Source organism: Devosia sediminis (assembly GCF_016411825.1).
Lineage (GTDB): Bacteria > Pseudomonadota > Alphaproteobacteria > Rhizobiales > Devosiaceae > Devosia > Devosia sediminis.
The window spans coordinates 154,571-179,486 of sequence record NZ_JAEKMH010000004.1; the positions used below are offsets into that span (position 1 = coordinate 154,571).

The 24,916-nt window shown below is 65.4% G+C and carries 24 protein-coding genes and 1 pseudogene; 13 read left to right on the forward strand and 12 right to left on the reverse strand.

Annotated elements, in window-relative coordinates; translation table 11 throughout:
• Window positions 1-48: 48 nt before the first annotated feature.
• From JEQ47_RS16485 to JEQ47_RS16495, 3 genes are all read left to right on the forward strand, one after another.
• On the forward strand, window positions 49-1,200 hold the full coding sequence (locus tag JEQ47_RS16485) for an ABC transporter ATP-binding protein (RefSeq protein ID WP_198877517.1): 1,152 nt from the start codon (window positions 49-51) through the stop codon (window positions 1,198-1,200).
• Window positions 1,201-1,381: 181 nt separating this feature from the next.
• Entirely contained in the window at window positions 1,382-2,335 is a 954-nt protein-coding gene (locus JEQ47_RS16490; RefSeq protein WP_198877518.1) for an ABC transporter permease subunit, read from the forward strand.
• A 1-nt stretch (window position 2,336) separates the two neighbouring features.
• Complete coding sequence (locus JEQ47_RS16495; protein ID WP_198877519.1) at window positions 2,337-3,146, forward strand: ABC transporter permease subunit; 810 nt, start codon at window positions 2,337-2,339, stop codon at window positions 3,144-3,146.
• A 292-nt stretch (window positions 3,147-3,438) separates the two neighbouring features.
• Here JEQ47_RS16495 and JEQ47_RS16500 read toward each other — a convergent pair whose 3' ends face one another.
• Window positions 3,439-3,858, reverse strand: a complete 420-nt coding sequence (locus JEQ47_RS16500) for a DUF2267 domain-containing protein (RefSeq protein WP_198877520.1) — start codon at window positions 3,856-3,858, stop codon at window positions 3,439-3,441.
• A gap of 337 nt (window positions 3,859-4,195) precedes the next feature.
• On the opposite strand from JEQ47_RS16500, the gene purU reads away from it, so the two are divergent.
• A complete protein-coding gene (gene purU / locus JEQ47_RS16505; protein ID WP_198877521.1) occupies window positions 4,196-5,050 on the forward strand; it encodes a formyltetrahydrofolate deformylase in 855 nt (284 codons plus the stop codon).
• A gap of 148 nt (window positions 5,051-5,198) precedes the next feature.
• On the opposite strand, the gene JEQ47_RS16510 is transcribed toward purU, so the two are convergent.
• The 5 genes and pseudogenes from JEQ47_RS16510 to JEQ47_RS16530 form a co-directional block, all read right to left on the reverse strand.
• Complete coding sequence (locus JEQ47_RS16510) at window positions 5,199-5,627, reverse strand: RrF2 family transcriptional regulator (protein ID WP_198877522.1); 429 nt, start codon at window positions 5,625-5,627, stop codon at window positions 5,199-5,201.
• Window positions 5,628-6,314: 687 nt separating this feature from the next.
• Window positions 6,315-8,099: pseudogene (locus JEQ47_RS16515) on the reverse strand (cation:proton antiporter domain-containing protein); the annotation flags it as partial.
• 303 nt (window positions 8,100-8,402) lie between these two features.
• Window positions 8,403-9,494: an ATP-dependent DNA helicase gene (locus tag JEQ47_RS16520; protein WP_198877524.1), complete on the reverse strand. Its 1,092-nt coding sequence runs from the start codon at window positions 9,492-9,494 to the stop codon at window positions 8,403-8,405.
• Window positions 9,494-10,177 (reverse strand): fumarylacetoacetate hydrolase family protein, encoded by a 684-nt coding sequence (locus JEQ47_RS16525; protein WP_328769387.1) that lies wholly within the window; start codon window positions 10,175-10,177, stop codon window positions 9,494-9,496. Before JEQ47_RS16525 ends, JEQ47_RS16520 begins: the two co-directional genes overlap by 1 nt.
• Window positions 10,170-11,231 (reverse strand): aldo/keto reductase, encoded by a 1,062-nt coding sequence (locus JEQ47_RS16530; protein ID WP_198877526.1) that lies wholly within the window; start codon window positions 11,229-11,231, stop codon window positions 10,170-10,172. The genes JEQ47_RS16525 and JEQ47_RS16530 overlap by 8 nt, the downstream gene beginning before the upstream one ends.
• 122 nt (window positions 11,232-11,353) lie before the next feature.
• Here JEQ47_RS16530 and JEQ47_RS16535 point away from each other — a divergent pair, with 122 nt between their 5' ends.
• The 4 genes from JEQ47_RS16535 to JEQ47_RS16550 all read left to right on the forward strand — a co-directional run bounded on the left by JEQ47_RS16535 (window position 11,354) and on the right by JEQ47_RS16550 (window position 13,758).
• Window positions 11,354-12,043: an AprI/Inh family metalloprotease inhibitor gene (locus JEQ47_RS16535; RefSeq protein ID WP_198877527.1), complete on the forward strand. Its 690-nt coding sequence runs from the start codon at window positions 11,354-11,356 to the stop codon at window positions 12,041-12,043.
• A 7-nt stretch (window positions 12,044-12,050) separates the two neighbouring features.
• The gene (locus JEQ47_RS16540; protein WP_198877528.1) at window positions 12,051-12,413 is read left to right on the forward strand and encodes a GFA family protein; all 363 of its coding nucleotides are present in this window, start codon (window positions 12,051-12,053) and stop codon (window positions 12,411-12,413) included.
• 18 nt (window positions 12,414-12,431) lie between these two features.
• On the forward strand, window positions 12,432-13,295 hold the full coding sequence (locus JEQ47_RS16545) for an EamA family transporter (protein ID WP_328769390.1): 864 nt from the start codon (window positions 12,432-12,434) through the stop codon (window positions 13,293-13,295).
• A gap of 64 nt (window positions 13,296-13,359) precedes the next feature.
• Window positions 13,360-13,758 carry a YciI family protein gene (locus JEQ47_RS16550; RefSeq protein ID WP_198877529.1) on the forward strand — a complete coding sequence of 133 codons (399 nt, stop codon included), beginning with the start codon at window positions 13,360-13,362 and terminating at the stop codon, window positions 13,756-13,758.
• Window positions 13,759-13,852: 94 nt separating this feature from the next.
• On the opposite strand, the gene panC is transcribed toward JEQ47_RS16550, so the two are convergent.
• The 5 genes from panC to JEQ47_RS21100 form a co-directional block, all read right to left on the reverse strand.
• Window positions 13,853-14,707 carry a pantoate--beta-alanine ligase gene (gene panC, locus JEQ47_RS16555; protein WP_198877530.1) on the reverse strand — a complete coding sequence of 285 codons (855 nt, stop codon included), beginning with the start codon at window positions 14,705-14,707 and terminating at the stop codon, window positions 13,853-13,855.
• Complete coding sequence (coaBC, locus tag JEQ47_RS16560) at window positions 14,704-15,915, reverse strand: bifunctional phosphopantothenoylcysteine decarboxylase/phosphopantothenate--cysteine ligase CoaBC (protein WP_198877531.1); 1,212 nt, start codon at window positions 15,913-15,915, stop codon at window positions 14,704-14,706. The genes panC and coaBC overlap by 4 nt, the downstream gene beginning before the upstream one ends.
• A 3-nt stretch (window positions 15,916-15,918) precedes the next feature.
• On the reverse strand, window positions 15,919-16,737 hold the full coding sequence (gene panB, locus JEQ47_RS16565) for a 3-methyl-2-oxobutanoate hydroxymethyltransferase (RefSeq protein ID WP_198877532.1): 819 nt from the start codon (window positions 16,735-16,737) through the stop codon (window positions 15,919-15,921).
• Between the two features lie 109 nt (window positions 16,738-16,846).
• Entirely contained in the window at window positions 16,847-17,539 is a 693-nt protein-coding gene (locus tag JEQ47_RS16570) for a pseudouridine synthase (protein WP_198877533.1), read from the reverse strand.
• Window positions 17,493-18,572: a helix-turn-helix domain-containing protein gene (locus JEQ47_RS21100; RefSeq protein ID WP_198877534.1), complete on the reverse strand. Its 1,080-nt coding sequence runs from the start codon at window positions 18,570-18,572 to the stop codon at window positions 17,493-17,495. Before JEQ47_RS21100 ends, JEQ47_RS16570 begins: the two co-directional genes overlap by 47 nt.
• Window positions 18,573-19,007: 435 nt before the next feature.
• Here JEQ47_RS21100 and JEQ47_RS16580 point away from each other — a divergent pair, with 435 nt between their 5' ends.
• Genes JEQ47_RS16580 through JEQ47_RS16600 form a run of 5 tightly spaced genes read left to right on the forward strand, consistent with a single transcriptional unit; the run spans window position 19,008 to window position 24,261 of the window.
• Window positions 19,008-20,444, forward strand: a complete 1,437-nt coding sequence (locus JEQ47_RS16580) for a basic amino acid/polyamine antiporter (protein ID WP_198877535.1) — start codon at window positions 19,008-19,010, stop codon at window positions 20,442-20,444.
• Window positions 20,445-20,464: 20 nt separating this feature from the next.
• The gene (locus tag JEQ47_RS16585) at window positions 20,465-21,703 is read left to right on the forward strand and encodes an arginine deiminase (protein ID WP_198877536.1); all 1,239 of its coding nucleotides are present in this window, start codon (window positions 20,465-20,467) and stop codon (window positions 21,701-21,703) included.
• Window positions 21,704-21,729: 26 nt separating this feature from the next.
• On the forward strand, window positions 21,730-22,107 hold the full coding sequence (locus JEQ47_RS16590; protein WP_198877537.1) for an SHOCT domain-containing protein: 378 nt from the start codon (window positions 21,730-21,732) through the stop codon (window positions 22,105-22,107).
• 18 nt (window positions 22,108-22,125) lie between these two features.
• Window positions 22,126-22,764 (forward strand): exopolysaccharide biosynthesis protein, encoded by a 639-nt coding sequence (locus tag JEQ47_RS16595; protein ID WP_198877538.1) that lies wholly within the window; start codon window positions 22,126-22,128, stop codon window positions 22,762-22,764.
• An 18-nt stretch (window positions 22,765-22,782) separates the two neighbouring features.
• Window positions 22,783-24,261 carry a Na+/H+ antiporter NhaC family protein gene (locus JEQ47_RS16600; protein WP_198877539.1) on the forward strand — a complete coding sequence of 493 codons (1,479 nt, stop codon included), beginning with the start codon at window positions 22,783-22,785 and terminating at the stop codon, window positions 24,259-24,261.
• On the opposite strand, the gene JEQ47_RS16605 is transcribed toward JEQ47_RS16600, so the two are convergent.
• Window positions 24,258-24,737: a hypothetical protein gene (locus tag JEQ47_RS16605; RefSeq protein WP_198877540.1), complete on the reverse strand. Its 480-nt coding sequence runs from the start codon at window positions 24,735-24,737 to the stop codon at window positions 24,258-24,260. The genes JEQ47_RS16600 and JEQ47_RS16605 overlap by 4 nt on opposite strands.
• Window positions 24,738-24,916 lie beyond the last annotated feature (179 nt).

Genomic DNA, 24,916 nt, shown 5'->3' on the forward strand with positions numbered 1-24,916 from the left:
TGCGGGGCGGCTCCGGCCGTCCCGTCACTCCTTCCGGTACAGAGCGTCATGGCTAAAAAACCGCAGCTTGCGATCGACACCCGCCCCTGGCGCGATACTGCCAACAACAAGCCCTTTGTGCGCATCCGCAATGTCTCGAAGAAATTCGGCGACGTGCTGGCGGTCCACGACGTGTCGCTCGACATCTACAAGTCCGAACTCTTCTGCCTCCTGGGTGGCTCGGGCTCGGGCAAGTCGACGCTGCTGCGCATGCTCGCCGGCTTCGAGACCCCGACCTCGGGTACGATCGAAATCGACGGCCAGGACATGACCGAAGTGCCGCCCTATGCGCGGCCGGTCAACATGATGTTCCAGTCCTATGCCCTGTTCCCGCATATGAGTGTCGAGCAGAACATTGCCTATGGCCTGAAGCGCGACGGCCTGCCCAAGGCCGAGATCGCGGCCCGCGTCGCCGAGCTGCTGGCGCTCGTAAAACTCCAGGACTATGGCAAGCGCAAGCCGCACCAGCTCTCCGGCGGCCAGCGCCAGCGCGTCGCCCTGGCTCGGGCCCTTGCCAAGCGTCCGAAACTCCTGCTGCTCGACGAACCCCTGGGCGCGCTTGATAAGAAACTGCGCGAGGAAACCCAGTTCGAGCTGGTGAAGATCCAGGAATCGCTCGGCGTCACCTTCATCGTCGTCACCCACGACCAGGAAGAGGCGATGACGCTGGCCACCCGCATCGGGGTGATGAACCAGGGCGAGATCGCCATGGTGGGCGAGCCCACCGACATCTACGAATTTCCCAATTCCCGCTTCGTCGCCAGCTTCATCGGCTCGGCCAACATGGTCGAGGGCATCGTCACCGAGGACGAGCCCGGCCATGTGCGCATCCGCTCGGCCGAACTGGGCTGCGATATCTATGTCGCCCATGGCGTCGATTGCGCCCCCGACCAGTTGCTCTGGTGGGCCATCCGCCCCGAAAAGATGGTGCTTAGCCGCGAAAAGCCCACCCATCCGCACGGCGCCAACGTCACATCGGGCATTGTCGAGGAAATCGCCTATCTGGGGGATATCTCGCTCTACCAGGTGGCGCTCGACAGCGGCAAGCGCATCCGAGTCAGCCAGACCAATTCGGTGCGCGGCAACCCCGACGCCATTACCTGGGAAGAGCGCGTCTATATCTCCTGGGGCGACAGTTCCGGCTCGGTGCTGACGGTATGAGCGTGATCGCGCATTTTGCCGAAGGCCACCTCTCCCTCTGGGGGAGAGGTCGGCGCGCAGCGCCGGGTGAGGGGGCCTTGTCGCGCTCCGGCATCTGCCAGCGGGCCCCCTCACCCCAACCCTCTCCCCCTAGGGAGAGGGAGCGCATCGCGTCTGCCGCTAGCCTTGGGGGACTACTTAAATGACCATCGCCCGCGATCCCACCATTCCGCCGCCCCGGCGATTGAAGCCCTGGAATGCGGTTGAGCGTGGCCTCGCCAAGGTCGGCATTACCGGCCGCATGCTGGTGCTGGCCGCGCCGGTGCTGTGGCTGCTGGTGTTCTTTCTCATTCCGCTGGCCGTGGTCTTCGGCATTTCGCTGACCACCAAGCAGTTCGGCCGCCCGCCCTATTCGCCGCTCCTCACGACCGAGGAAGGCACGGTGCAGCTCACCCTGCAGTTCAACAACTATATCCGCCTGTTCACCGACAATCTCTATGTGGCGGCCTACCTCTCCTCGATCCGCATCGCTGCCATCTCGACCGTCATCACGCTGCTCGTGGGCTATCCCATGGCCTATGCCATTGCCCGCGCGCCCGATCGCTGGCGCAACATCTTCCTGATGCTGGTGGTGCTGCCCTTCTTCACCTCGTTCCTGCTGCGCGTCTATGCGTTGACCGGCTTCATGCGCGGCAATGGCGTCATCAACCAGTTTCTGGGGCTGTTCGGCATTCCGCCGCTGGTGATGATGCAGACCGATTTCGCGGTCTATGTGGGCATTGTTTACACCTACCTGCCCTTCATGATCCTGCCGCTCTACACGACGCTGGTGAAACTCGACACCTCGCTGTTCGAGGCCTCGGCGGATCTGGGCGCGCGGCCCATCCACACTTTCCTCTTCGTCACCCTGCCGCTGTCGCTGCCGGGCATCGTCGCCGGCTCCATGCTGGTCTTCATCCCGGCCATCGGCGAATTCGTCATTCCCTCGCTGCTGGGCGGCCCCGAAACCCTGATGATCGGCCGCGTGCTCTGGGACGAGTTCTTTGCCGCCACCAACTGGCCGCGCGCCGCCGCCGTGGCGGTAGCCATGCTGGTCGTCGTGGTGGTGCCGATCATGCTGTTGCAACGCGCCCAGGGCGCGGTGGTGGAGAAGTAGCATGCGCAGAGGCTGGTTCCTGCCCATCGCCGCATCCCTGGGCTTTGCATTCCTTTATGCGCCCATCGTCTCGCTGGTGATCTTCTCGTTCAACGAGTCGAGTCTCGTCACCGTCTGGTCGGGCTTTTCCACCAAGTGGTACGGCGCCCTGTTCAGCGATCCGCAACTGCTCGGCGCCGCTTGGCTCAGCCTGCAGATCGCGGCGCTCGCCGCTTCCATCGCCTTGGTGCTCGGCACGCTTGCCGCCGTCGCCCTGGTGCGCTTCCGCCGCTTCCGGGGCCGCACCCTGTTTTCGGGCATGGTTTCGGCGCCGCTGGTCATGCCCGACGTCATCACCGGTCTTTCGCTGCTGCTGCTGTTCGTGGCCATGGAGGGGCTTCTGGGGTGGCCGCAGGGCCGGGGCATGGTGACCATCGTCATAGCCCACGCCACCTTCTGTACCGCCTATGTCTGCGTCGTGGTGCAGTCGCGGCTTTCCGATTTCGACCGCAGCCTCGAGGAAGCCGCCATGGACCTCGGCGCCTCGCCGGTCCGCACCTTCTTCGACATCACCCTGCCGATCATCGCCCCGGCTCTGGTCTCGGGCTGGCTGCTGGGCTTTACCCTGTCGCTCGACGACCTGGTCATTGCCAGCTTCGTTTCGGGCCCCGGCTCCTCGACCCTGCCCATGGTGATCTTTTCCAAAGTTCGCCTCGGCGTCTCCCCCGACGTCAACGCGCTGGCCACCATCATCATCGGCATCGTGGCTCTGGGGGTGCTGGGGGCGACCATCCTGCAACTGCGCAGCAAGCCGAAAAGCAGCGGGGCGTAAGGCACCCCAGCTTCGGCAGGCCCAAGTCCGTCACCACCACGAAGCCGCCCTCGGGCTTGACCCGAGGGCCACTCCCCACACCGCGCGCGTCTTGAATGGTCCTCGGGTCAAGCCCTAGGACGGCACTGGGTGTTGGTGGAACAGCCGGTATCCCGTCCAGACTCCAGTCAGGCACCCCCACCCAGCCTCCCCCTGAAAAGGGGGAGGGGTGCGCTGGTGCCTGTCGCAGGATCGTCGCCGAACTCGATCTGCTCCTCCCCCTTTTCAGGGGGAGGCTGGGTGGGGGTACTTCCTAGACCCCGTCCCACACCACCGCGAGCACATCTGGCAGCGCCTTGCGCAGTTCCGCCGCGTCGAACGGCTCGCTCTCGCTTCGGATGAGCCAGAGCACGTCGCGGGTGATCCCGTCGGGCATATGGATATGCGGCAGAAGCCGCTGAGCCAAGGCAGCCTCGAACCCTGCCAGGTCCGGCGTTGCCAGCGGTTCACCCGGCACCCAGTCCTGGTAAAACACGCCCCGCTGCACCGCCGGCAGGTGATTGCCGAAGCGGGCAATGGACTCGATGTCGAGGCGCGCCCGCAGCTCGTGCAAAAAGCCGCGCAGGCACGCGAAGGTGATGTTGTTGGTTTCCAGCATTGCCCGCTCTTTCAGCGCCGCCTGCCAGCGGGCAATGCTTTCATTGGCGTATTTGACGTCTCTTGGATTGGTCATGTCCCGATTGCTCACGAAAATTGTGACTGTCCGATGACTGGACAGCCCCGTCGAACAGGCGCAAGCTCCCTCTCATGTTCAACCAAAGCAAAGGAGGTGGTCCAGTGTCTTATGAGATTTTGGCTCTTGAGGAAGGTCTGGGTTTTCGCGTGTTGACTGGGAGTGATCTCGGCTAAGCACGCGCCTCCCGGCCCCACAAGGCCGATAAGCTCGGGAAGGGTCGTCCGCAAGGGCGGCCCTTTTCCGTTCTGAGGACTTTTACTCAAGGCCGCCGCAAGGCTTGACGCGGGCCCGCAAGCCATTGATACCCCTGCCAACGTTTTGTTTGGAGGCAGCCTTGTCAGCGGCCAATTTCGTCCTCACCCTGAGCTGCACCGACCGGCCCGGCATTGTTGCCGCCGTCACCACCGAACTGGCGGCGCTCAAGGCCAATATTGCCGAATCCAACCAGTTCTGGGATCGCGAGACCGGTCGCTTCTTCATGCGCCTCGCCTTTGCCGCACCAGAAGGCGTAAGCCGCGAAAGCATCGAAAAGGCGCTGAAATCGCCCATCGAGCGCTTCGACATGAAGACGGCGCTGAGCGACGAAAGCCGCAGGAAGCGCATCGTCATCCTGGTTTCCAGATTCGATCACACGCTTCTGCACCTGCTCTACCAGATCCGCGTCGGTTGGCTCGACGCCGAGGTGGCGGCCGTGATCTCCAATCACGAAGATGCCCGCAGGATCGCAGAGGATGCCGGCATTCCCTTCCACTACCTGCCCGTCACGCGCGAGACCAAGGCAGACCAGGAATCCCAGGTGCTCGAGATCGTCAAATCCTCAGGCGCCGATCTCGTGGTGCTGGCCCGCTACATGCAGGTGCTCTCCGACAACCTCTCCACGCGCCTCTTCGGTCAGGTCATCAATATCCACCACTCGTTCCTGCCCAGTTTCAAGGGCGCAAAGCCCTATCACCAGGCGCATGAGCGCGGCGTGAAAATCATCGGCGCCACCGCCCATTATGTGACGCCCGATCTCGACGAAGGCCCGATCATCGAGCAGGAAACGGCGCGCGTCACCCATGCCATGAGCCCGGATGACCTGGTCGCCGCCGGCCGCGACATCGAGAGCCGCGTGCTGGCCCGCGCGGTGAAACTGCACCTCGAAAGCCGGGTCATGCTCAACGGCAAGAAGACCGTGGTGTTTGGATAAAGCTAGTTCAGGTCGTGGGCGTCCTTACCCCCACCCAACCTCCCCCTGAAGAAGGGGGAGGAGCAGACTGGTGCAAGCCCAGTCATAGAGCCCAACTCAATGCGTCCCTCCCCCTTCTTCAGGGGAGGCTAGGTGGGGGTCGCTAGCGTTAAACCGCCAGCTCTTCCAGATTGAGGGAATCCGCCAGGGTCGTCCGATCGAGCACGGCGCGCGTGGCCAGGGTCACCCGCTCGAAGACGTGGCGCACTTCGCAGCTCGCCTCGTCCTTGCAGTCGGTGCACTTGCGATAGGCGATTTTGCTGAGGCATGGCAGCGGCGCGATCGGCCCGTCGATCAGCCGCAGCACTTCGCCATAGGTGATTTCCTCGGGCGCCCGCAGCAGCTCATAGCCGCCCATGCGGCCGCGGCGGGAATTGACGATGCCGGCGCGCTTCAACTCGAGCAGGATCTGCTCGAGGAATTTCTTGGGTATCGCCTGGTCCTGCGAAATCTCGCCGATCATGCGGCTCTGGCCACGACCGGCGCGCGCCAGGGCCACCAGGGCCCTCAGCGCATATTTGGCCTTTTGCGAGATCATCGCTTCCCCCTGTCGCCGTCAGCCCTTGGGCTCCGGCACCACCACCGGCACTTCGCCTGGCGACTGGTCCTTCTTGGCCGTGTCATCCGTGTCTTCGGACGGCTCGGCCTTCTCCTCGACGGCCTCGGCCGGTGCGTCTTCCGCAGCGACCGGCGCAGGGTCGATCGGCACGATCTCGGCCGGCGGCAGGCTGTCCGTTTCGACCGGTGCCTCGGCGCTGTCCCCGGTGTCAATTTCCGGCACCGCTTCGACCACCGGCAGCACGTCGGCCGCAACCGGCGCCTCGGCCGTTTCCACCTCGACCTCAACCGTCTCCGCCGCGACCTCGGGCGTTTCGGTTTCCGCTTCGGCGCTCACCGGCGTGACATCCGCTCCATCGGCAGACGGTTCGACGGCAACGGATGGCTCAGCCACAAGGACGGCATCGGGCGTTTCCGGCATGGATTCCGGTTCGGCTGCGGCTTCCGGCTCAATCACGGCGGGCTCGACTACGGGCTCAGGCTCGACGAGTGCAACGGGCTCGTCGACCACCAGAGGCGTCGCCGCCAAGGTTTCGGTGACCGGTTCCGGCACGCTCACCACCGGTTCGGTCACGGCCGCGACAACGGCGGCCTTGGCGAGGATATTCTCGGCCGCCGGCAGCTTGGGCTCTTCCTGCGGCTGCACGCCCCTGGCCTCGTCGCTGCGCAGATAGGTCAGGATACCCTTGCCGATCTCGCGCTCGCCCCGGATGACCGTGGTGGCGCCGCAGCTTCTGAGGAAGGACTCCTCCTCTTCCGAATAGGCGCGGGCGACGATGGAAATTCCCGGATTGAGCTTGCGGCCGCTTTCGCAGACCGAGCCGGCCTCGAAGCCGTTGGAAATCGCGACCAGGAGGCTGCGCGCCGCCGGCAGATTGGCGAGCCGCAGCACGTCCTCGCTGGCGGCATTGCCGAACACCACTTCCAGCCCCTCGGCCCGCGCCGCGGCCACGTCGTGGTCGGAATCCTCGATGACCACAATGCCATTGCCATCGGCCTTGATGCCGGCCGCCACGATGCGACCGACCTGGCCATAGCCCACCAGCACGGTGTGCCCGGTCTGCTCGGACGGCTCCCCGGTATCGTCGTCGGCTCCGGGCGCACCCCGGTCCACCGCGCCCTGGGTGGGCGCATCGGTGACCGCCGGGCCCTGCGCAGCCATGCTCGGCTCGAGCGGTTCGATCGGGGCAGCCTTGGGCTCGGCGCCCTTGTGCGTCGCGATGCGGGCCTCGAGCCTTGGTTTCACCAGGTCGAGCACAAAGAACACGACAGGGTTGAGCACGATGGAAATCAGCGCGCCGGCGAGGATCAGGTCCTGTCCTTCGGGCGGCATGATGGCAAGGGCCACGCCCATGCTGGCCAGGATGAAGGAGAATTCGCCGATCTGCGCCAGCGAGGCCGAAATGGTCAGCGCCGTGCCCACCGGGCGGCGGAACAGGATGACGATCCAGAAGGCTGCCAGCGACTTGCCGATGACGATGATGAACACCGTCGCCAGCACCAGAAGCGGCTGCTCGACAAGGATCGAGGGATCGAACAGCATGCCGACCGACACGAAGAACAGCACCGCGAAAGCGTCGCGCAGCGGCAGCGTTTCATTGGCGGCGCGGTGGCTGAGCTCGCTTTCCGAAAGGATCATGCCGGCAAAGAACGCGCCCAGCGCCAGCGACACGCCGAACAGCACGGCCGAGCCGAGCGCTACGCCCAGGGCAATGGCGAGTACCGCGAGACGGAACAGTTCGCGGCTGCCGGTATGGGCGGTGGCATGCAGCGCCCATGGAATGACGCGCCGCCCCACCACCAGCATGAAGCCGACAAAGGCCGCCACCTTGAGCACGGTGAGGCCCAGAATGCCCCAGATGCCGATATCCATGCCCAGCATGCGGGTCACGAAGGACACGAAGGGATCGTGCACGTCGCTGGTGCCGTTGAGGCTGGCAATGGCCGGCACCAGCACCAGCGCCAGCACCATGGCGAGGTCTTCCACGATCAGCCAGCCGACGGCGATGCGGCCGCGCTCGCTTTCGATCAGGCGCCGGTCCTGCAGCGCCTTGAGTAGCACCACGGTTGAGGCCACCGAAAGCGCGAGGCCGAACAGCACCGATGCCCCCAGGTCCCAGCCGAGCAGGAGCCCCAGACCCGCGCCCAGCAGCGTCGCCACGCCCATCTGCACCACGGCGCCGGGAATGGCGATGGCGCGCACGCTCATCAGGTCCTTGAGCGAGAAATGGAGGCCGACGCCGAACATCAGGAGGATGACGCCCAGTTCCGCCAGCTCGGCGCCCAGCGCCTGATCGGCGACGAAGCCCGGCGTATAGGGACCAGCCAGGATGCCGGCGAACAGATACCCCACCAGCGGCGGCATTTTCAGCCGGTTGGCGATCATCCCGAAGATATAGGCCAGCACCAGACCCGCGACGATCGTTGTGATCAGGGGGGTTTCGTGGTGCATCGGCGCCTCCGTCTTCGTTGGAATAAAACTCTATAGTCACAATGGGGTATCGATCCCCCAGGCGCAAGCGGATCATCGGCACAAAGCGATTGTCCGTTCGGATGATGCGCGCCGTCTCATAGAGACAGGATGTTTGGCTGAATTGAGACTTTGAGAGCTGTAAGGAAGGCCCCCACCCGGCCTCCCCCTGAAGGAGGGGGAGGAGCGGATCGGCGTTCGACCGAAGCCTCACCGCAAACTCGATAGGTCCCTCCCCCCGTCTTCCGGGGGAGGTTAGGTGGGGGCCCTTCTCCCTGGACGCCCTCAACTGACGATCGTGATCTTTTCCGCCGCCCGCGTGATGCCGGTATAGAGCCAGCGCGCCCGCTCCTCGCGGAATACGAAGCTCTCGTCGAAGAGATAGACATTGTCCCACTGGCTGCCCTGCGCCTTGTGGACGGTGAGGCAGTAGCCGAAGGTGAATTCGTCGAACTGCCGCCGTTCGGGCCAGCTCATCGCGTCCTCTTCGCCCGAAAAGAAGGCCTTGTGGGTCAGGACCCGCGCCTCGCCCTTGCCCTCGTCATCGGCCAAGAGGAGACTCCACTTGCCGTTGGAGCGCCGCGTCGTATCGGTGACGATCCAGATCTGCCCGTTGAGCAGGCGCTTGCGCGGGTTGTTGCGGAGGCACACCATGCGGTCGCCCACGACCGGCTCGTGAAAGGGCAGGCCCTTCAGCTCGCGCAGCCGGTCATTATAGGTCAGCCGCGTCTTGTTGCGCCCCACCAGCACCTGGTCGGCTTCCATGACCGCGTCGCGGTCCACCTGGTCGCGCCCCACAACCACGCTTTCGCCATAGCGCCCATGTTCGAGATAGCCGCCCTCACGCACCGCCATCGAGAGCTGGATGATCGGATTGTCCGCCGCCTGCCGATGGATCTCGGTCAGCATGATGTCGGGCTCCTTGGCAATGAAGAAGCCCGCCCCCTGCACCGGCGGCAACTGGAACGGGTCGCCCAGCACCAGTACCTTCACCCCGAAGGAAAGGAGATCGGCACCCAGTTGCTCGTCCACCATCGACACCTCGTCGATGACGATGAGGTCGGCGTCCGCCGCCGGGCTTTCGGGGTCGAGCACGAAGCGCGGTTCGCCCTCCTTCTCGCTCACCAGCGTATAGATGAGGCTATGGATGGTCTGGGCGCCCTTGCAGCCGCGCTTGCGCATGACCATCGCCGCCTTGCCGGTAAAGGCGGCGTATTTGACCGAGCGCACATCCTGCGCCAGGTGCACGGCCAGCGTCGATTTGCCGGTGCCGGCCCAGCCGAACAGGCGAAACACCTGCGGCCCGTCACGGTCCTTGAGCCAGGCCGAAACCGCCACCAGGGCTGCATCCTGCTGCGACGACCAGACCGGTGGCATCAGGCGATCACCGTCGACACCGTCCCGACGCCCTCGATCTGGCCTTCGATCACATCGCGCCGCCGCACCGCGCCGACCCCGGCCGGCGTGCCGGTCATGATGAGGTCGCCGGCCCGGAGGCCGACAAGGCGGCTCAGAAAGGCGATGGTCTCGGGCACGCTCCAGATCTGTTCGCTGAGGTCACCGCGCTGCCGCTCGGCGCCATTGACCGAAAGCGTGATGGCGCCGCGCGCCGGATGACCGATGACACTGGCCGGGACAATCGTACCGATCGGGGCCGACTGGTCGAAGGCCTTGGCCATTTCCCACGGTCGCCCGGCCTTCTTGGCCACGGCCTGGAGGTCGCGGCGGGTCATGTCGAGCCCGGCGGCATAGCCGAAGACATGGTCCAGCGCTTCGTGCGGGCCGATATCGGCGCCGTCCCTGCCGATGGCCACCACCAGTTCGATCTCGTGGTGGAAATCCTGGGTCTCCGACGGATAGGCGATCGGCGCGCCCTCGGTCACCACCGCATCGGCCGGCTTGGCAAAGAAAAACGGCGGGTCGCGCACGTCATTTCCCATTTCCCTGATGTGCTCGGCATAGTTGCGCCCGACGCAATAAATGCGCCGCACCGGATAGAGGCCCCCACCCTGGACCGGGATCAGCACCGGCGGCGTGGCCGCAACAACGAGATCAGCCACGCTTGAACTCCTCGGCATAGGGGCCAATGAGGTCGAGATCGATCTTGCCCAGCCGGTCCTGCGCGGTGAATGACTGGTGCCAGTAGGGATAAAGCAGCGGCGGGCGGCTCGCCATGTCGAGCCGCTTGCGCTCCTCGGCGTTGAGGTCGAGATGCGCGGCGGCGATATTGTCTGCGAACTGCGCCTCGTTGCGCCCGCCGATGATGACCGAGGTGACGCCCGGCCGCTCCAGCAGCCAGCTCAGCGCCACCTGGGCGCCGGACACGCCGCGCTCCTCGGCGATGGCGACGATGACGTCGATGACGTCGTAGAGCTTTTCCCAGTCATAGACCGGCGGCTCGCGGAACCCGCCCACATGCCGGCCGCTTTCCGGGCCGCCGTCGCGCCGATACTTGCCCGACAGCAGCCCGCCGGCCAGCGGCGACCAGATCAGCATGCCCAGGCCCTGGTCCTGCGAAATCGGCACCAGTTCGTATTCGGCGTCGCGCGAATGCAGCGAATAGTGGACCTGCTGGGAAACGAAGCGCTCGCCCTGGCGCTTCTCGGCCGCCATCAGGGCCTTCATGATGTGCCAGCCGGAATAGTTCGAGCAGCCGATATAGCGGACATGTCCATGGCGCACGAGCGTGTCCAGCGCTTCCATCGTCTCCTCGATCGGCGTCATGCCGTCCCATTCGTGCACCTGGTAGAGGTCGATGACATCGGTCTTGAGCCGCTTGAGGCTCGCCTTGCACTGCTCGATGATGTGGTGGCGGGAAAGGCCGATCTGGTTGGGCCCCTCGCCCATCTTGAAGCGCACTTTCGTGGCCACCAGCGCCTTCTGCCGGCGGCCGTTCTCGGCCAGCACCTGCCCCAGGATTTCCTCGGAAATCCCGGCATTGTAGACATTGGCCGTATCGTAGAGATTGATTCCGGCATCGAGGCAGAGATCGATCTGCCGCGCCGCGGCATGCAGATCGGTATGGCCGATCTTCTGGCTGCCGCCAAAGGTCATGGTGCCCATGGTGAGCTTGGAGACTCTGAGCCCCGAACGCCCGAGATAGCGGTACTCCATGGATTCCTCCTTTGTTCTGCCCGCAAGGAGTAAAGGCGGCGCCGGTGAGGGTCAATGGCCGCCTCGCCAGACGGCACAGAATCACGGCATTCTGCGGCCGTTGCATGGTTGGGGGAGAAGTCATGCGTTTCAGGCTTTTGCTGGCATTGCTGGTGATGGTTGCAGGTCCGGCTCATGCGCAGGACGGCGCTGCGCGCTATGCCGGCGACTGGCAGGTGACCGAGGGGGGCGGCGGCACCGGCATGTGCCGGGTCAATCTCGCCACCAATAGCGGCACGTTTGGGCTCTGGGCCACGAGCCTCGGCTGCCTTGGCCCCATCGCCATGGTCAATGGCTGGCGCACCGAGGGCGGCAATCTTCACCTTCTGGGCTATGACGGCAATCCCGTCGCCACCTTCTCGCCCAATGGACGGGCGCTGGACGGGCGTTTTGCCGATGGCGCACCGGCGGTCCTCGCGCCGCTCAGCGGCCAGAATGTCGCCTCCAACATGCCGGCCCCGGCGCAGAACTGCATCCGCCATCCCGCCAGCGGCTATTGTGCCGATGCGTCCGACATTGCCGTGCCCACCGCCTTTCCGCTCTGGGTGCGTGGCGCGCATCTGCTCAATATCCGCGCCCTGCCCGATGGCAACAGCGACCTCCTTGGCCAGACCCAGCCCAACCAGTGCTTCATGATTGATAGCTGCCAGGCTACACCGGATGGCATCCGCTGCCATATCGCGCCCGGCCAGAACGACCTGCCCACCGGCTACGTGCTGAAACACTTCACCGACAGCCAGGGCACCTTCATCGGCTTCCAGAATTTTTGCTGAGGCAAAGATGGCAGGGAGCGCCCTCATCACCGGCACATGCCATTGCGGCGCGGTGTCCATCACCGTGCCGGCCCCGCCTTCGGAAATAACCCACTGCAATTGCAGCCTTTGCCGGCGCTATGGTGTGCTCTGGGCCTATTATCAGATGGCCGAGGTCACCATCGAGACCAAGGGCACCGACACCTATGCCTGGGGCGGCCGCAATGTCGATTTCCACCGCTGCACCAAGTGTGGTTGCGTCACCCATTGGTGGCCACGCAAAGCGGGACGCGACCGCCTCGGCATCAATATCCGGCTGTTTGACCAGGCCCTTATCGAAGGGGCAAAAATCCATCATAAGGACTCGGCAGGCACCGGCCTGTTTCACTGACGCCCCGAAAGCACGCCCGTGCGCTCCAGCCTCTTTCTCCCCGTCCTCCTTGTCACCCTCGGCATGGTCTTCACCCAGACCGGGGCCAGCTTTGCGAAAATGCTGTTTCCGCTGGTCGGCGCCGGCGGGGCGACGGCGCTGCGCCTGACGCTCGCCGCCATCGTGCTGATCCTGGTCTTCCGCCCCTGGCGCTACCGGCTCGATCGCGCGCAATGGCGCGCCGTGCTGCTCTATGGCGGTGCCATGGGCGCGATGAACCTCTTTTTCTACGCCGCGCTCGAACACATTCCGCTTGGGCTTGCCGTGGCGCTCGAATTCACCGGCCCCCTGGCCGTGGCGCTGTTCGGCGCGCGCAAGCCGCTCGACTTTTTCTGGATTGCGCTCGCCGTCGCGGGCTTTGCCCTGCTGCTGCCTTGGGCGCAGACTGGGGGCGACATCGCCCCCATGGGCGTCGTCCTCGCCCTCTGCGCCGGCGCCTGCTGGGCCGGCTATATCGTCTTCGGCCAGCGCGCCGGAACCGGCGGCGGCGCCCATATCGCGGCGCTCGGCGTCGGCACGGCGGCGCTGATCGCCCTGCCCTTCGGCGTGGCGACGGCGGGCACGGCGCTGCTCGATCCGGCGCTGCTGCCGCTCGCTCTCGCCGTTGCCTTGCTCTCGAGCGCCATTCCTTATGCGCTCGACATGGTAGCGCTGCCGCACATGCCCTCGCGCCTCTTCGGCATCCTGATGAGCGGCCAGCCGGCGCTGGCGGCCCTGTCTGGTTTCGTCATCCTGCGTGAAACCATCGGGCCGGTGCAGCTTGCCGGCATGGCGGCCATCACCCTGGCCTCGGTGGGCGCAACGCTGACCATTGCAAGGCAGGGACAGGGAAGCGCCGCTTAGCGTCTTGGAATTGGCGTCGAGCGGGAGCATAGTCCGCGCTCAAATTGCGGAACGAGGGGTTTCGATGCTCTACGCCATCCTGTGCTACAACGACGAAAACGCCGTCGCGTCCTGGACCAAGCAAGAAGACGCCGAATGCATGGAGCGCCTGATGCAGGTGCAGTCCGGCATGGCCGCGCGCGGCAAGCTCGGTCCGGTGGTGCGCCTGTGGAATACCGACGAGGCCAAGACGCTGAAAAAATCCAGCGGCGAGCCGGTGGTCTTCGATGGTCCCTTCGCCGAGACCAAGGAACAGTTTTTGGGCTTTTACGTCGCCGACTGCGCCGACATGGATGAGGCGCTCGACTTCGCCCGTGATCTCGCCAAGGCCAATCCCGGCCTCGGCTCCTACGAAATCCGCCCCCTGCGCTTTTTCGGCGACAGCCACCTCACCAGCGCCCCGCAGGTGCAGGCGGCGGAGTAAACCTCGGAGCCTGTGTTCGTCCTCTCCCTCCCCCTTGTGGGGAGGGTAGCGAAGCTGCGCCTGACGGCGCTAGCGCAGCTAGGGTGGGGGTGCTCTAAACCTCCGCCCCAATCACCAGATTATCGATCAGCCGCGTTGTCCCCAGATGCGCCGCGACCGCCAGCAGGGCGCCGCGCGCGCCCACCGTGGTGATGGCGCCGAGGCTTTCGGGGTCGCGCACTTCCCAATACTGCACCCGGATGCGGTCCGACTGGGCCAGCACGGCTTTGCCGACTTCGGCGAGCCGTGCCGCGTCGTGCTCGCCGCCGCGATAGGCGGCCTCGACGGCGCGGAGGCTCTGGTGGATCAGCGGCGCCGCCGCCCGATCCTCGGGCGAGAGGTAGATATTGCGCGAGCTCAGCGCCAGGCCATCGGCTTCGCGCACGATCGGCCCGCGCCGGATTTCGACCGGCACATCGAAATCGCGCACCATGCGCTCGATGACGGCGCATTGCTGCGCATCCTTCTGGCCGAACACCGCCACATGCGGCTGCACCATGTTGAAGAGTTTCAGCACCACCGTGGTGACGCCGGTGAAATGCCCCGGCCGCATGGCGCCGCAGAGCGGACCCGACACCATGCTTTCCTCGACCAGCGTCGAGGCGCCGGTCGGATACATGTCTTCCACCGTGGGCAGGAAAAGCGCATCGACGCCGGCCGCTTCGAGCTTGGCGATATCGGCCTCGATGGGGCGCGGATAGCGGCTGAGGTCCTCGTTGGGCCCGAACTGCAGCGGATTGACGAAGATCGAGGCGATCACCACGTCGGCCGCTTCCCGCGCTTGGTGCATCAGGCTGATATGCCCTTCGTGCAGCGCGCCCATGGTCGGCACGAAGCCCAGGCGCTTGCCCAGAGGCAGCGCCGCGCGCCAGGCGCGAAGGCTCGCTTTGTCCCTCAGGATCACTGTCATGCGATGAGGTCCCAGATCTGCCGGGCGATGTCGGCCTTGGGCCCGAGCGCCAGTTCATGCCGCTCGCCCTTGGCCGAAAGCAGCACGCCGGCATTGGTGCCCACGGCAAAGCCGGTCGCGCCACTGGCGCCCAGCTTGCTCACCGCATTGGCAAACAGGAAATCGAGCCCCTTTGCCTTGAGCTTGCCCGCGCCATGCTCTTCGACATTGTCGGTCTCGGCTGCAAAGCCGAGGAACCACTGGCCATTGGCCGCCCCTTTCAGGCTCCCGAGCACATCGGTGGAGGGCACGAGATCGAGCGCGATCGCGTCCGAGGCACGCTTCAGCTTGCTGGCGGAAGGGGACGCGACCGAATAATCCATCACCGCCGCCGTGGCGACCACACCGGTTGCCGTGGGCAGTTTTGAAAGCGCCGCCGCGGCCATCTCCTCGGCGGTGCGCACTTCGACAAGGTGCAGGCGTCCTTCCGACCCGCGTGACGGCACCGGGCGGACGACACCCTTGTCGACCCCCAGCACATAATCGACCACCGCCCCACGCCGCAGCGCTTCCTCGGCCATGGCGGCGCCCATGCGCCCGGTGGAATGATTGGTGATGTAGCGCACCGCATCGATGGCAGTGGTGGTCGGCCCGGCGGTGATCAGGATGCGTTCATCCTTGAGGTCCTGGACCGTAGCCGGTCGCAAGGCTGCCTCGATGGCGGCGACGATTGTGGCCACCGGCGCGAGCTTGCCCATGCCCACTTCGCCACAGGCGAGGAGCCCGGAAGCCGGCTGTACCACCGTCGCGCCGCGTTCGATCAGCGTCGCGAGATGCTGTTGCACAACGGGTTTGTTCCACATGCTGGTATTCATGGCCGGGGCGATCAGGAGCGGCGCCTCGGTCGCCAGCGCCACCGTCGACGGCAGGTCGTCCGCCAGCCCCAAAGCCAGCCGCGCCAGCATGTTGGCACTCGCCGGCGCGAACACCATCAGATCGGCAAAGCGTGCAAAATCAATATGTTCGGTCCCGGAGACCCCCGGTCCGAACTGCTCCGAGGGCGCCTTGCGGCCGCTCAGCGTTTCCAGCACCAGCGGCGACACGAACTCGGTCGCGCTCCGGCTCAGGATGCACTGCACCTGATGCCCGGCCTTGCCCAATTCGGAAACCAGGTCGGCGGCCTTGTAGGCCGAAATCGAGCCGGAAACGGCGATGAGGATATTGGCCATGGCTCAATCCACACGCCGCGGCAGCGGAATGGGCCCGCGCTCGGCCTTGGTCTCGCCGACATAGTCGCCCACGGCCGCCTTGATGATCGCAGCGACATCGGCGCGCGGCTTGGCAAAGCTCGGCGGCGGCGTGGTGTTGAGGCCGATCAGGTCGTTGACCACGAGCACTTGGCCCGCGCAGTCCTTGCCCGAGCCGATGCCGATGGTGGGGATGGTCAGCGAGCGGGTGATCTCCGCCGCCAGGACCGGCGTCACACATTCCAGCACGATGGCGAAGGCGCCGGCGGCTTCCAGCGCCCTTGCCTCCTGGCGCAGGCGTTCGGCCGAGGCCTCGTCCTTGCCATGCATGTAATAGCCGCCCATCTGGTGCACATGCTGCGGCGTGAGCCCGATATGGGCGACCACGGCAATGCCATGCGCCACGAGCCTTTCGACCGTCGGCACCATGGCGAGGCCACCCTCGATCTTGACCGCTTCGACGCCGGTTTCCTTGAGCACGCGAACCGCGCTCTCGAGCGCCGTCTGCGGATCGGTGACGGAACCGAAAGGCATGTCGCAGACCAGCAGCGCCCGCGCCGAGCCGCGCTTGACCGCCGCGGCATGGCGGATCATGTCGTCCAGTGTCACCGGCAGGGTGGTCTCGTGCCCCAGCACCACATTGCCAAGGCTGTCGCCGACAAGGATCATGTCGACCCCGGCCATGTCGACCAGGGCGGCCATGGTGGCATCATAGGCGGTGAGCATGGCGATGGCTTCGCCGCGCTGCCGCATGGCGGCGATATCGCGGGTGGTGATGCGCTTGCGCGGGGTCTGGGCTGACATGAAACGTCCTCCAACCCGGCCGGCTCCGACATGGTCCGGCTCTTGAGCGGGGAGATAGGGCAAAGCCAGCCGGCGCGCCAGCCCCTCATTGGTGCTATGCGCTGGCCGGTCAGCGGCGCGGCTGGCCCATGCCGGCACGCACCTCGCGCCATTGTCCCGGCGCCACGCCCTCTAGCGTCCAGTCGGCAATGCGCCAGCGCACGAGCCGCAGCGTCGGCAGGCCCACAGCCGCCGTCATCCGCCGCACCTGCCGGTTCTTGCCCTCGGTGATGCTGAGTTCGATCCAGCTATCCGGCACGCTCTTGCGGAACCGCACCGGGGGATCGCGCTCCCAAAGTTCGGGCGGCTCGATGCGCCGCGCCTTGGCCGGTCGCGTCAGCCCGTCCTTGAGTTCGACGCCCTTGCGCAACCGAGCCAGCGCGTCCTCGGATGGCACGCCCTCGACCTGCACCAGATAGGTCTTTTCCTTGTTGAAGCGGGGCGAGGAAATCTGCGCCTGCAGGGCCCCGTCATCGGTCAGCAGCAAGAGACCCTCGCTGTCCTTGTCGAGCCGGCCGGCCGGATAGACGCCGGGGACCTCGACGAAATCGGCCAGGGTTTCGCCCGGCCCGCCGCCGGTAAATTGCGACAGCACGCCATAGGGCTTGTTGAAGAGGATCAGGCGCGCCATGCGAACCAATCTGTCGGTCGGGGTCGGGAGCCGGGCATGGCTGCCCGGCGCGCCATTGTCAATGACATGCCGCCGCGGCGCGGCGTCAGATGCGCCGCAGTAGCGCGCCGAGATCCTGGGCACGGGGGGCATGGTTCGCCTGTTCGGCGCCCATGTGGTGGCCCAGCGCCCGCGCATCGGACGGGCTATAGGCAAATTCGCGCCGGAAGGCGCGGCTGAACTCGGCGGCATCGTTGAAGCAGAAATCCTCGGCGACCTCGAAGATCCGCCGGCTGCCCGAGGGATCCGCCAGCGCCACATGCGCGGCCAGGAGGCGCCGCTTCTGGATATAGCGCATGATCCCATCCGTCTCCTCGAAGGCCCGGTAAAGGCGGGACCGCGACACGCCCAGGCTCTGGAGCAGAAAAGGCACGTCGAGCCCCGGATTGTGCAGATTGTCCTGAACGCATTGGCGCGCCCGCTCGCGCAGGGCGGCATTGATCATGGTGCCGGCCGTCTCCAGCCGGTCCTTGGACGGGGCGATGGCGGCCATTAGCAGGGCCCGCGTCGCGGTGACGAGATCGGGCAGATCCTTGGGCTGCAATTGCGCTACCCGATCTTCGAGGCTCAGCATGAAATCGGCGAAGATCTTGCCCATGCCGTCGCGCATCAGCGTGAGCGAGGCCGCATCGAGCAGATGCGCCGTCTCGCGGCAGGTATCGCGCGGCACATAGAGCAAGAGTAGCCGGCCCCGCGTCAGTTCGCCGTGAAACGGATCCACCAGCGCCGAAAGCTGCGGCACGCCGCTGACATTTTCGAGAATGACCTTGTCGCCGATCGTGGTGCCCGAACAGGTGACAAAGAGCGAGACCACCCAATGGTCGAGCGGGTCCTTTCTTGCCTGCTCGGCCAAACTGGAAAAGCAGAGGCTGTCGGTTTCGATCACCTGAAAGGCCATTCCGCCCAGGTCCCAGGTGCGGTGACGGCCCCGGAAGGACGGGTTCTTGCCCCGCGGGCGCAGGTCGAAAGCCGGCGAAAAGGCGGCCCGCCAGGCGTCGAACCGATCGCCGGGCGCAGCTTCGAGCGTTGAAAATTCCAGCGGCTGGAGGCTGGTCGGCTCCTCCTCCGGGGGCGGAGCAAAGGGTGGAAACGGGGCACGGGGCCGAGCTTTCGACGCGAGATACACTTGTGCTGTCCTCCTCCCACAAGGGGATCGCTTCATGAACCGGCCTCCCGACAGAAAGCCGACAGCAAGAAGCGCGGCGCTGCGCGCCACGCGGATTCAAGACGGGTATACGTATCGGACCTCAAGACGCCTGCGACATGCACAGTAGAAACGTCGCCCCGGCGTGTCTTCGCAGCCTGTTGTGTTGGGCGACATCAGGCGGAGTAGTGCTTTTCTTTTTAGCACAGAGGTTTGGCCCTAACAACCATGATGCCGGGAGCCAGCAGAGCCAAGTTGATTCAATTGGTGTCCAGCGGCGGCATCGCGCCGACTCCGGGACGCCAGGCCTATTGCAGGGACGCCCCGCCATTCTCGCCCCGACCCATCGAGCGCTAGCGTTGGCAGGCTCCACAAAGGCCGCTGTCGGCTGGAGCCGTTTGCGGAAGGGCCAACGTCATGGCGGGGACGGATAAAGGGAAGCTGTCGCTGTTCGCGCTGACAGCCATGGTCATCGGCTCGATGGTCGGCGCCGGCATCTTCAACCTGCCCGGGCGCTTCGCCACCGCCACGGGTCCCTTTGGCGCCATCATCGCCTGGGCCATTGCCGGCACCGGCATGTATATGCTGGCCCGCGTCTTCCAGTCCTTGGCCAAGAACCGCCCCGACATCGATTCCGGCGTCTTTGCCTATGCCAAGGCAGGCTTTGGCGACTATATGGGCTTCCTTTCAGCATTCGGATACTGGCTCGGGTCCTGTCTCGGCAACGTCTTCTATTGGGTGCTGATCGGCTCGACCCTGGGGCGGTTTTTCCCCGAAATCTTCGGCGACGGCAGCAGCCCCATTGCCATCGTGGTCTCGCTACTCGGCATCTGGGCCTTTCACTTCATGATCCTGCGCGGCGTCGAACAGGCCGCCTTCATCAATACCGTGGTGACCATCGCCAAGATCGTCCCCATCATCGTCGCCATCCTGATCTTTGTAGTCTTCTTCAACTACGACCAGTTCGCCGAGAACTTCTTCGGCGGCGTCGGCATGCCGGAAAAGAGCCTGGTCAACCAGGTCCGCGACACCATGCTGATCACCGTCTTCGTGTTTCTCGGCATCGAGGGCGCCAGCGTCTATTCGCGCTATGCCAAGCGCCGCGAGGATGTCGGCCGGGCCACGATCCTCGGCTTCGTCGCCGTTACCGGCCTCATGGTTGCCGTCACCCTACTGCCCTTCGCCACCGCGCCGCGGGCGGAAATCGCCTCGGTCGCCAACCCGTCGCTGGCGGGCGCGCTGGAACTGGTGGTCGGGCAATGGGGCGCGGTCTTCATTTCCATCGGCGTGCTGGTTTCGGTGCTCGGCGCCTACCTTGCCTGGTCGCTGATCTGCGCCGAGGTGATGTTCGCCGCCGCCAAGTCGCAGGACATGCCCAAGCTTTTTGCCGCCCAGAACAACAATGGCGTGCCCGCCAATGCGCTCTGGCTCACCAATATCGTGGTCTCGCTTTTCGTTATTTCCACCTACTGGTCGGCCGACGCCTTCAATTTCATGCTCGACATGACCAGCGTCACGGCACTGCTGCCCTATCTGCTGGTGGCCGGCTATGGCGTCATCGTGGCCCGCCGCGGCATCGGCTACGGGCCCGAGGACGACAAACGCACCAGCGACCAGGTGATCGCCTGGATCGCCGTCGCCTATACGCTCTTCATGTTCGTCGCGGCCGGCCTCGAATACGTCCTGCTGGTGGCCGTGCTCTTCGTGCCGGGCACGCTCATTCTCTATTTCTGGGCCCGCCGGGAGCAGAACGCGCGCATCTTTTCGCCGACCGAGCTCATCGTCTTCGCCGTCACGGTCGTGGCCGGCGGGCTGGGCGCCGTGGGTCTCGTGACCGGGGCCATCGTCCCCTAGCCAAGCGGAGGAATATCGCCATGGAAGCCAGTTTCGGTGTCCATTCGGAAGTCGGCCAGTTGCGCAAGGTCATGGTCTGCGCGCCCGGCAAGGCGCATCAGCGCCTGACCCCGTCCAATTGCGACGACCTGCTGTTCGACGACGTGCTCTGGGTCGACGTCGCCAAGCGCGACCATTTCGATTTCATCAACAAGCTGCGCGAGCGCGGCGTCGAAGTGGTCGAGATGCACAACCTGCTCGAACAGACCATGGCCGTGCCCGAGGCCAGGGCCTGGGTGCTCGACAACCAGATCACCGCCAACAAGGTCGGGCCCGACCTGGTCGACGACGTCCGCTCCTATCTCGATGGGCTGGGCAACAGGCAACTCGCCGAGACCCTGCTCGGGGGCCTCTCGACCTATGAATTCCCCGATGACCTGGGCGGCGAGCGTATGCGGCTGGTGCGGGACGCCGCCGGGGTCAACGAATACCTTCTCCCCCCGCTCCCCAACACGCTCTATACCCGCGACACCACCTGCTGGATCTATGGCGGGGTCACCCTCAATTCGCTGTTCTGGCCGGCGCGGCACGAGGAAACGCTGCTCACCGCCTCGATCTACCGCTTCCATCCCGACTTTGCCGGCAAGGTCAATGTCTGGTGGGGCGACCCCACCCATGAATGGGAGCTGGCGACACTCGAGGGCGGCGACGTCATGCCCATAGGCAAGGGCAATGTTCTCATCGGCATGAGCGAGCGCACCTCGCGCCAGGCCATCAGCCAGGTGGCGCAGGCCCTGTTCGACAAGGGCGCCGCCGAGCGCGTCATCATCGCCGCCATGCCCAAGCTGCGCGCCGCCATGCATCTCGACACGGTCTTCACCTTTGCCGACCGCGACTGCGTGCTGATCTATCCCGATATCGTCAACGCCATCGACTGCTTCTCCTATCGGCCGGATGGCAATGGTGGCCTGGAACTGAGCAAGGACAAGGGCGGGCTCGTAGAAACCGTGCGCGAGGCGCTGGGCCTTTCCGAGATGCGCGTCGTCGAGACCGCCGGCAACGACTACACCCGCGAGCGCACGCAATGGGACAGTGGCGCGAACCTCGTCTGTGCCTCGCCCGGCGTGGTCTTTGCCTATGACCGCAATACCTATGCCAACACGCTGCTGCGCAAGGCCGGCGTGGAGGTCATCACCATTTCCGGATCCGAACTGGGCCGCGGTCGCGGCGGCGGCCATTGCATGACCTGCCCCATCATCCGGGATGCGGCCGACTACTAACCGCCACGCGCAAATAGAGGTGTGAGATGTCTACTTTCTGGGATTTCTTCTGGCTCATGGTCTGGATGTTCTTCTTCATCACCTACCTGATCGTGCTGTTCCAGGTCATCGTCGACCTGTTCCGTGACCACGAGCTCAACGGCTGGGCCAAGGCGGCTTGGGTGATCGCCCTGATCTTCCTGCCGCTCCTGACGACACTGGCCTACCTGATCTTCCGCGGCGGCGGCATGGGCAAGCGCCAGATGGACGCCGCCTACGAGGCGCGGGCCGAAACCGAAAACTATATCCGCCGCGTCGCCGGCACTTCGCCCGCCGAGCAGATTTCGCATGCCAGCGCCCTCCTGAAGGACGGCGCCATCTCGCAGGCGGAATTCGACCGGCTGAAAGCCAAGGCCCTGGCCTAGCCCGCGCCGGAGCGGCCGATGAGCGACGACGCCATCAAGGCACATGCCGATCCGGTCATTCCCATTGTCGACGGCATCGTGGCCAAGTTGCGCGCCCACGCCGCCGGGCCCGATGCCGCGCTCACCTGCGATGATCTCCTGGCCATGGTGGGGCATCAGTCCCATGTCCTTGCCATCATGATCTTTGCCCTGCTCAACCTGTTGCCGGGTCCCCCCGGCTACAATTCGCTCATGGGCGTCGCCATGTTCGTCATCAGCATCGCCATGCTGCGCCGGCGGCCCATGCGCTTTGCCCAGTGGTTCGGCCGCCTGCGCCTGCCCATCTGGGTGATCCGCAAGCTGCTCGATGTCCTGGCCACCATTATCGGCTGGGCGGCGCGGCTTTCCGCGCCCCGCTGGCGTGCCCTGGTCGGCGCGCACGCAATGCCGGCCATCGCCGTGATCGGCGTGGTTCTGGGCTTGGTGAACATTTCGCCCATTCCCTTCATGAACATCGTCCCATCCACCGGCCTTGCCATCATTTGCCTGGGCGTCCTCAATCAGGATGGCGCCGCCGTGGTCCTGGGCAGCGCCCTCGGCGCCCTGGGCGCGACACTCTCGATCCTTGCCATCTGGGTCATCCTTGCTTTGCTGCTTTCGGTCGGTGACATGGTCTGAGGCCGGGGAGCGCTACGGATGCAAGACGAGGCCAAACCGGCAAAGCCCAGACCGCCCTCGCTCTTTGATGCGCTGATCCCGCTGGTCGTCCTCGCGGTGCTGATCCTCGGCGCCATCCTCCTCTTCGGCGACGCTGCCATGGACGGCCCCCTGCAACTGGCGCTGATCTTCGCGGCGCTCGTGACCGCGCTCGTCGTTCTCAAGAATGGCCATACCTGGGACGAGGTGGCGGAGGCCGGGCGCGAGGGCGTGTCGTCGGTGGTCGGCGCCATCTTCATCCTCTTTGCCGTCGGCGCCCTGATCGGCGCCTGGAACCTGGCCGGCACCATCCCCACCCTGGTCTCCTACGGCATGGACATCATCCATCCCGACTGGTTCTACCCGGCAGCCTTCTTGCTCTGCGCCATGATTTCGCTGGGCATCGGCAGTTCCTGGACCACGGCCGGCACCATCGGCGTCGGTCTTGTCGGCCTATCGGCCCTGGTGGGCGTCTCCGCCCCGATCACGGCGGGCGCGGTGATTTCGGGTGCCTATGTCGGGGAGAAAATGTCGCCGCTCTCGGAAACCGCCATCCTTGCCGCGCAACTGACCGGGACGGAGATGCAGACCCATCTGCGCGCGCAGCTCTGGAGTTCGGCACCCGCCCTCGCCCTGGCCCTCCTCGGCTTTGCCATCCTCGGCGCCGCAGATGGGACCGCCGGGGTTTCAGAGACGGTGATCGATTCCGAACTTTCGGCGCTGTCGGAACTGTTCGCCATCACCCCCTGGACGCTGCTGCCCATGGTGCTGCTGGTGGTTCTCTCGATACTGCGGGTACCGCCATCCCTGGCCATCATCGCCTCGGCGATCTTTGCCACCCTGCTCGCACCCCTGTTGCAGGCGGAAGCCGTGCTCCGCTTCGTCGCCTCACCCGATCTTCCGATGCCCATCGCCTTTATCAAGGCCGGCTGGCAGGCCATGGCCACCGGCTTCGAGGCGAGTACAGGGCTCGAACAGGTCGACAATCTCCTGTCGCGCGGCGGCATGGCGAGCATGTTGCCCACGATCTGGCTGATCCTGGGCGCCCTGGTCTTCGGCTCCCTCCTGGAGCGCTTCGGCCTCTTGCTGCGGCTGGTCGAGCCGCTGCTGGAGCGCGCCCGGACAACCGGCGCGCTGATCGCCACCGTCGTAGGCTCGGCCATTGGGCTCAATCTGGTTGCCGGGGACCAATATGTCGCTGTGGTGCTGCCGGCGCGCATCTTTGGCAGCGCCTTCCGCGAACGGGGTCTTGCCTCCAGCAATCTTTCCCGTGCCGTGGCCGATGGCGGCAGCGTTACCTCGCCGCTCATCCCCTGGAATTCCTGCGGCGCCTATATGTCCGCCGTTCTGGGCATTGCCACGGTGGACTACCTGCCCTTCTGCTTCTTCAACATAGCGAGCCCGCTCGTCACCCTGGCAATTGGGTTCACCGGCTGGCAGGTCCTGCGCAACGACGGGCCACAGCCCGCCAGCCGCTAGGTCCGCGTCGCCGTAAAGGTCCGCCTGGTCACGCCCGGCACGGTCGGGTGATAGGTGCAGCGCAGCGTCCTGATGCGCGGGCTCTCACCCACGATGACGCGGCCGATGGCCCCGATCAGCCCGCCGGTCGAGCGGCAATCGATCGAGGCGGCCTCCCAGGCCTGCCGTCCGCCACAGGGCGTGCGGTCGAGATCCATGAAAATGTCGCGCCCCGATGTCCACCAGGTCATCCGCCCATTGCAGGTGACCCCGCCGCCGCGCACCTGGAAGGAGCCGCGCCGGTCGAGGCAAAAAGTCAGCCAATAGGGGCCGAACAGGGTTTCATTGGCGCGGAAGCACCCGGTCACCGGCACCCCGACCGGGTGGTCGGGCACCATGACCAGCGGCGCCGCGCCCTCCTGGGCCGGAACCGGCAGGCTGCAGAGCGCGGCAACGATCAGCGTGGAAAACAGACGTTTCAAGGCGAAGCGCTTCATGACGGCATCCTCCCGACCATCCGACGAATGGGCGGAGCTTAGCCGATGGCGCAATGCCGATGATGTGCGCCCGGTCCCAATCCTGTCCGCCCCGTCCCGTTTCGAGCCCGGCCGGAAACGACGCCATGCAAATGCCGGCCGCCTGAACGCTGATTTTTTAGAGGGAGAAGTGGCGGAGA

Bases quoted from the DNA above. Each gene is read 5' to 3' on its own strand.
- JEQ47_RS16485 (WP_198877517.1), top strand. From the start codon at position 49: ATGGCTAAAAAACCGCAGCTTGCGATCGACACCCGCCCCTGGCGCGAT.
- JEQ47_RS16490 (WP_198877518.1), top strand. From the start codon at position 1,382: ATGACCATCGCCCGCGATCCCACCATTCCGCCGCCCCGGCGATTGAAG.
- JEQ47_RS16495 (WP_198877519.1), top strand. From the start codon at position 2,337: ATGCGCAGAGGCTGGTTCCTGCCCATCGCCGCATCCCTGGGCTTTGCA.
- JEQ47_RS16500 (WP_198877520.1), bottom strand. From the start codon at position 3,858: ATGACCAATCCAAGAGACGTCAAATACGCCAATGAAAGCATTGCCCGC.
- JEQ47_RS16510 (WP_198877522.1), bottom strand. From the start codon at position 5,627: ATGATCTCGCAAAAGGCCAAATATGCGCTGAGGGCCCTGGTGGCCCTG.
- JEQ47_RS16520 (WP_198877524.1), bottom strand. From the start codon at position 9,494: ATGCCACCGGTCTGGTCGTCGCAGCAGGATGCAGCCCTGGTGGCGGTT.
- JEQ47_RS16530 (WP_198877526.1), bottom strand. From the start codon at position 11,231: ATGGAGTACCGCTATCTCGGGCGTTCGGGGCTCAGAGTCTCCAAGCTC.
- JEQ47_RS16535 (WP_198877527.1), top strand. From the start codon at position 11,354: ATGCGTTTCAGGCTTTTGCTGGCATTGCTGGTGATGGTTGCAGGTCCG.
- JEQ47_RS16540 (WP_198877528.1), top strand. From the start codon at position 12,051: ATGGCAGGGAGCGCCCTCATCACCGGCACATGCCATTGCGGCGCGGTG.
- JEQ47_RS16550 (WP_198877529.1), top strand. From the start codon at position 13,360: ATGCTCTACGCCATCCTGTGCTACAACGACGAAAACGCCGTCGCGTCC.
- panC (WP_198877530.1), bottom strand. From the start codon at position 14,707: ATGACAGTGATCCTGAGGGACAAAGCGAGCCTTCGCGCCTGGCGCGCG.
- coaBC (WP_198877531.1), bottom strand. From the start codon at position 15,915: ATGGCCAATATCCTCATCGCCGTTTCCGGCTCGATTTCGGCCTACAAG.
- panB (WP_198877532.1), bottom strand. From the start codon at position 16,737: ATGTCAGCCCAGACCCCGCGCAAGCGCATCACCACCCGCGATATCGCC.
- JEQ47_RS16570 (WP_198877533.1), bottom strand. From the start codon at position 17,539: ATGCCCCCCGTGCCCAGGATCTCGGCGCGCTACTGCGGCGCATCTGAC.
- JEQ47_RS16580 (WP_198877535.1), top strand. From the start codon at position 19,008: ATGGCGGGGACGGATAAAGGGAAGCTGTCGCTGTTCGCGCTGACAGCC.
- JEQ47_RS16585 (WP_198877536.1), top strand. From the start codon at position 20,465: ATGGAAGCCAGTTTCGGTGTCCATTCGGAAGTCGGCCAGTTGCGCAAG.
- JEQ47_RS16590 (WP_198877537.1), top strand. From the start codon at position 21,730: ATGTCTACTTTCTGGGATTTCTTCTGGCTCATGGTCTGGATGTTCTTC.
- JEQ47_RS16595 (WP_198877538.1), top strand. From the start codon at position 22,126: ATGAGCGACGACGCCATCAAGGCACATGCCGATCCGGTCATTCCCATT.
- JEQ47_RS16600 (WP_198877539.1), top strand. From the start codon at position 22,783: ATGCAAGACGAGGCCAAACCGGCAAAGCCCAGACCGCCCTCGCTCTTT.
- JEQ47_RS16605 (WP_198877540.1), bottom strand. From the start codon at position 24,737: ATGAAGCGCTTCGCCTTGAAACGTCTGTTTTCCACGCTGATCGTTGCC.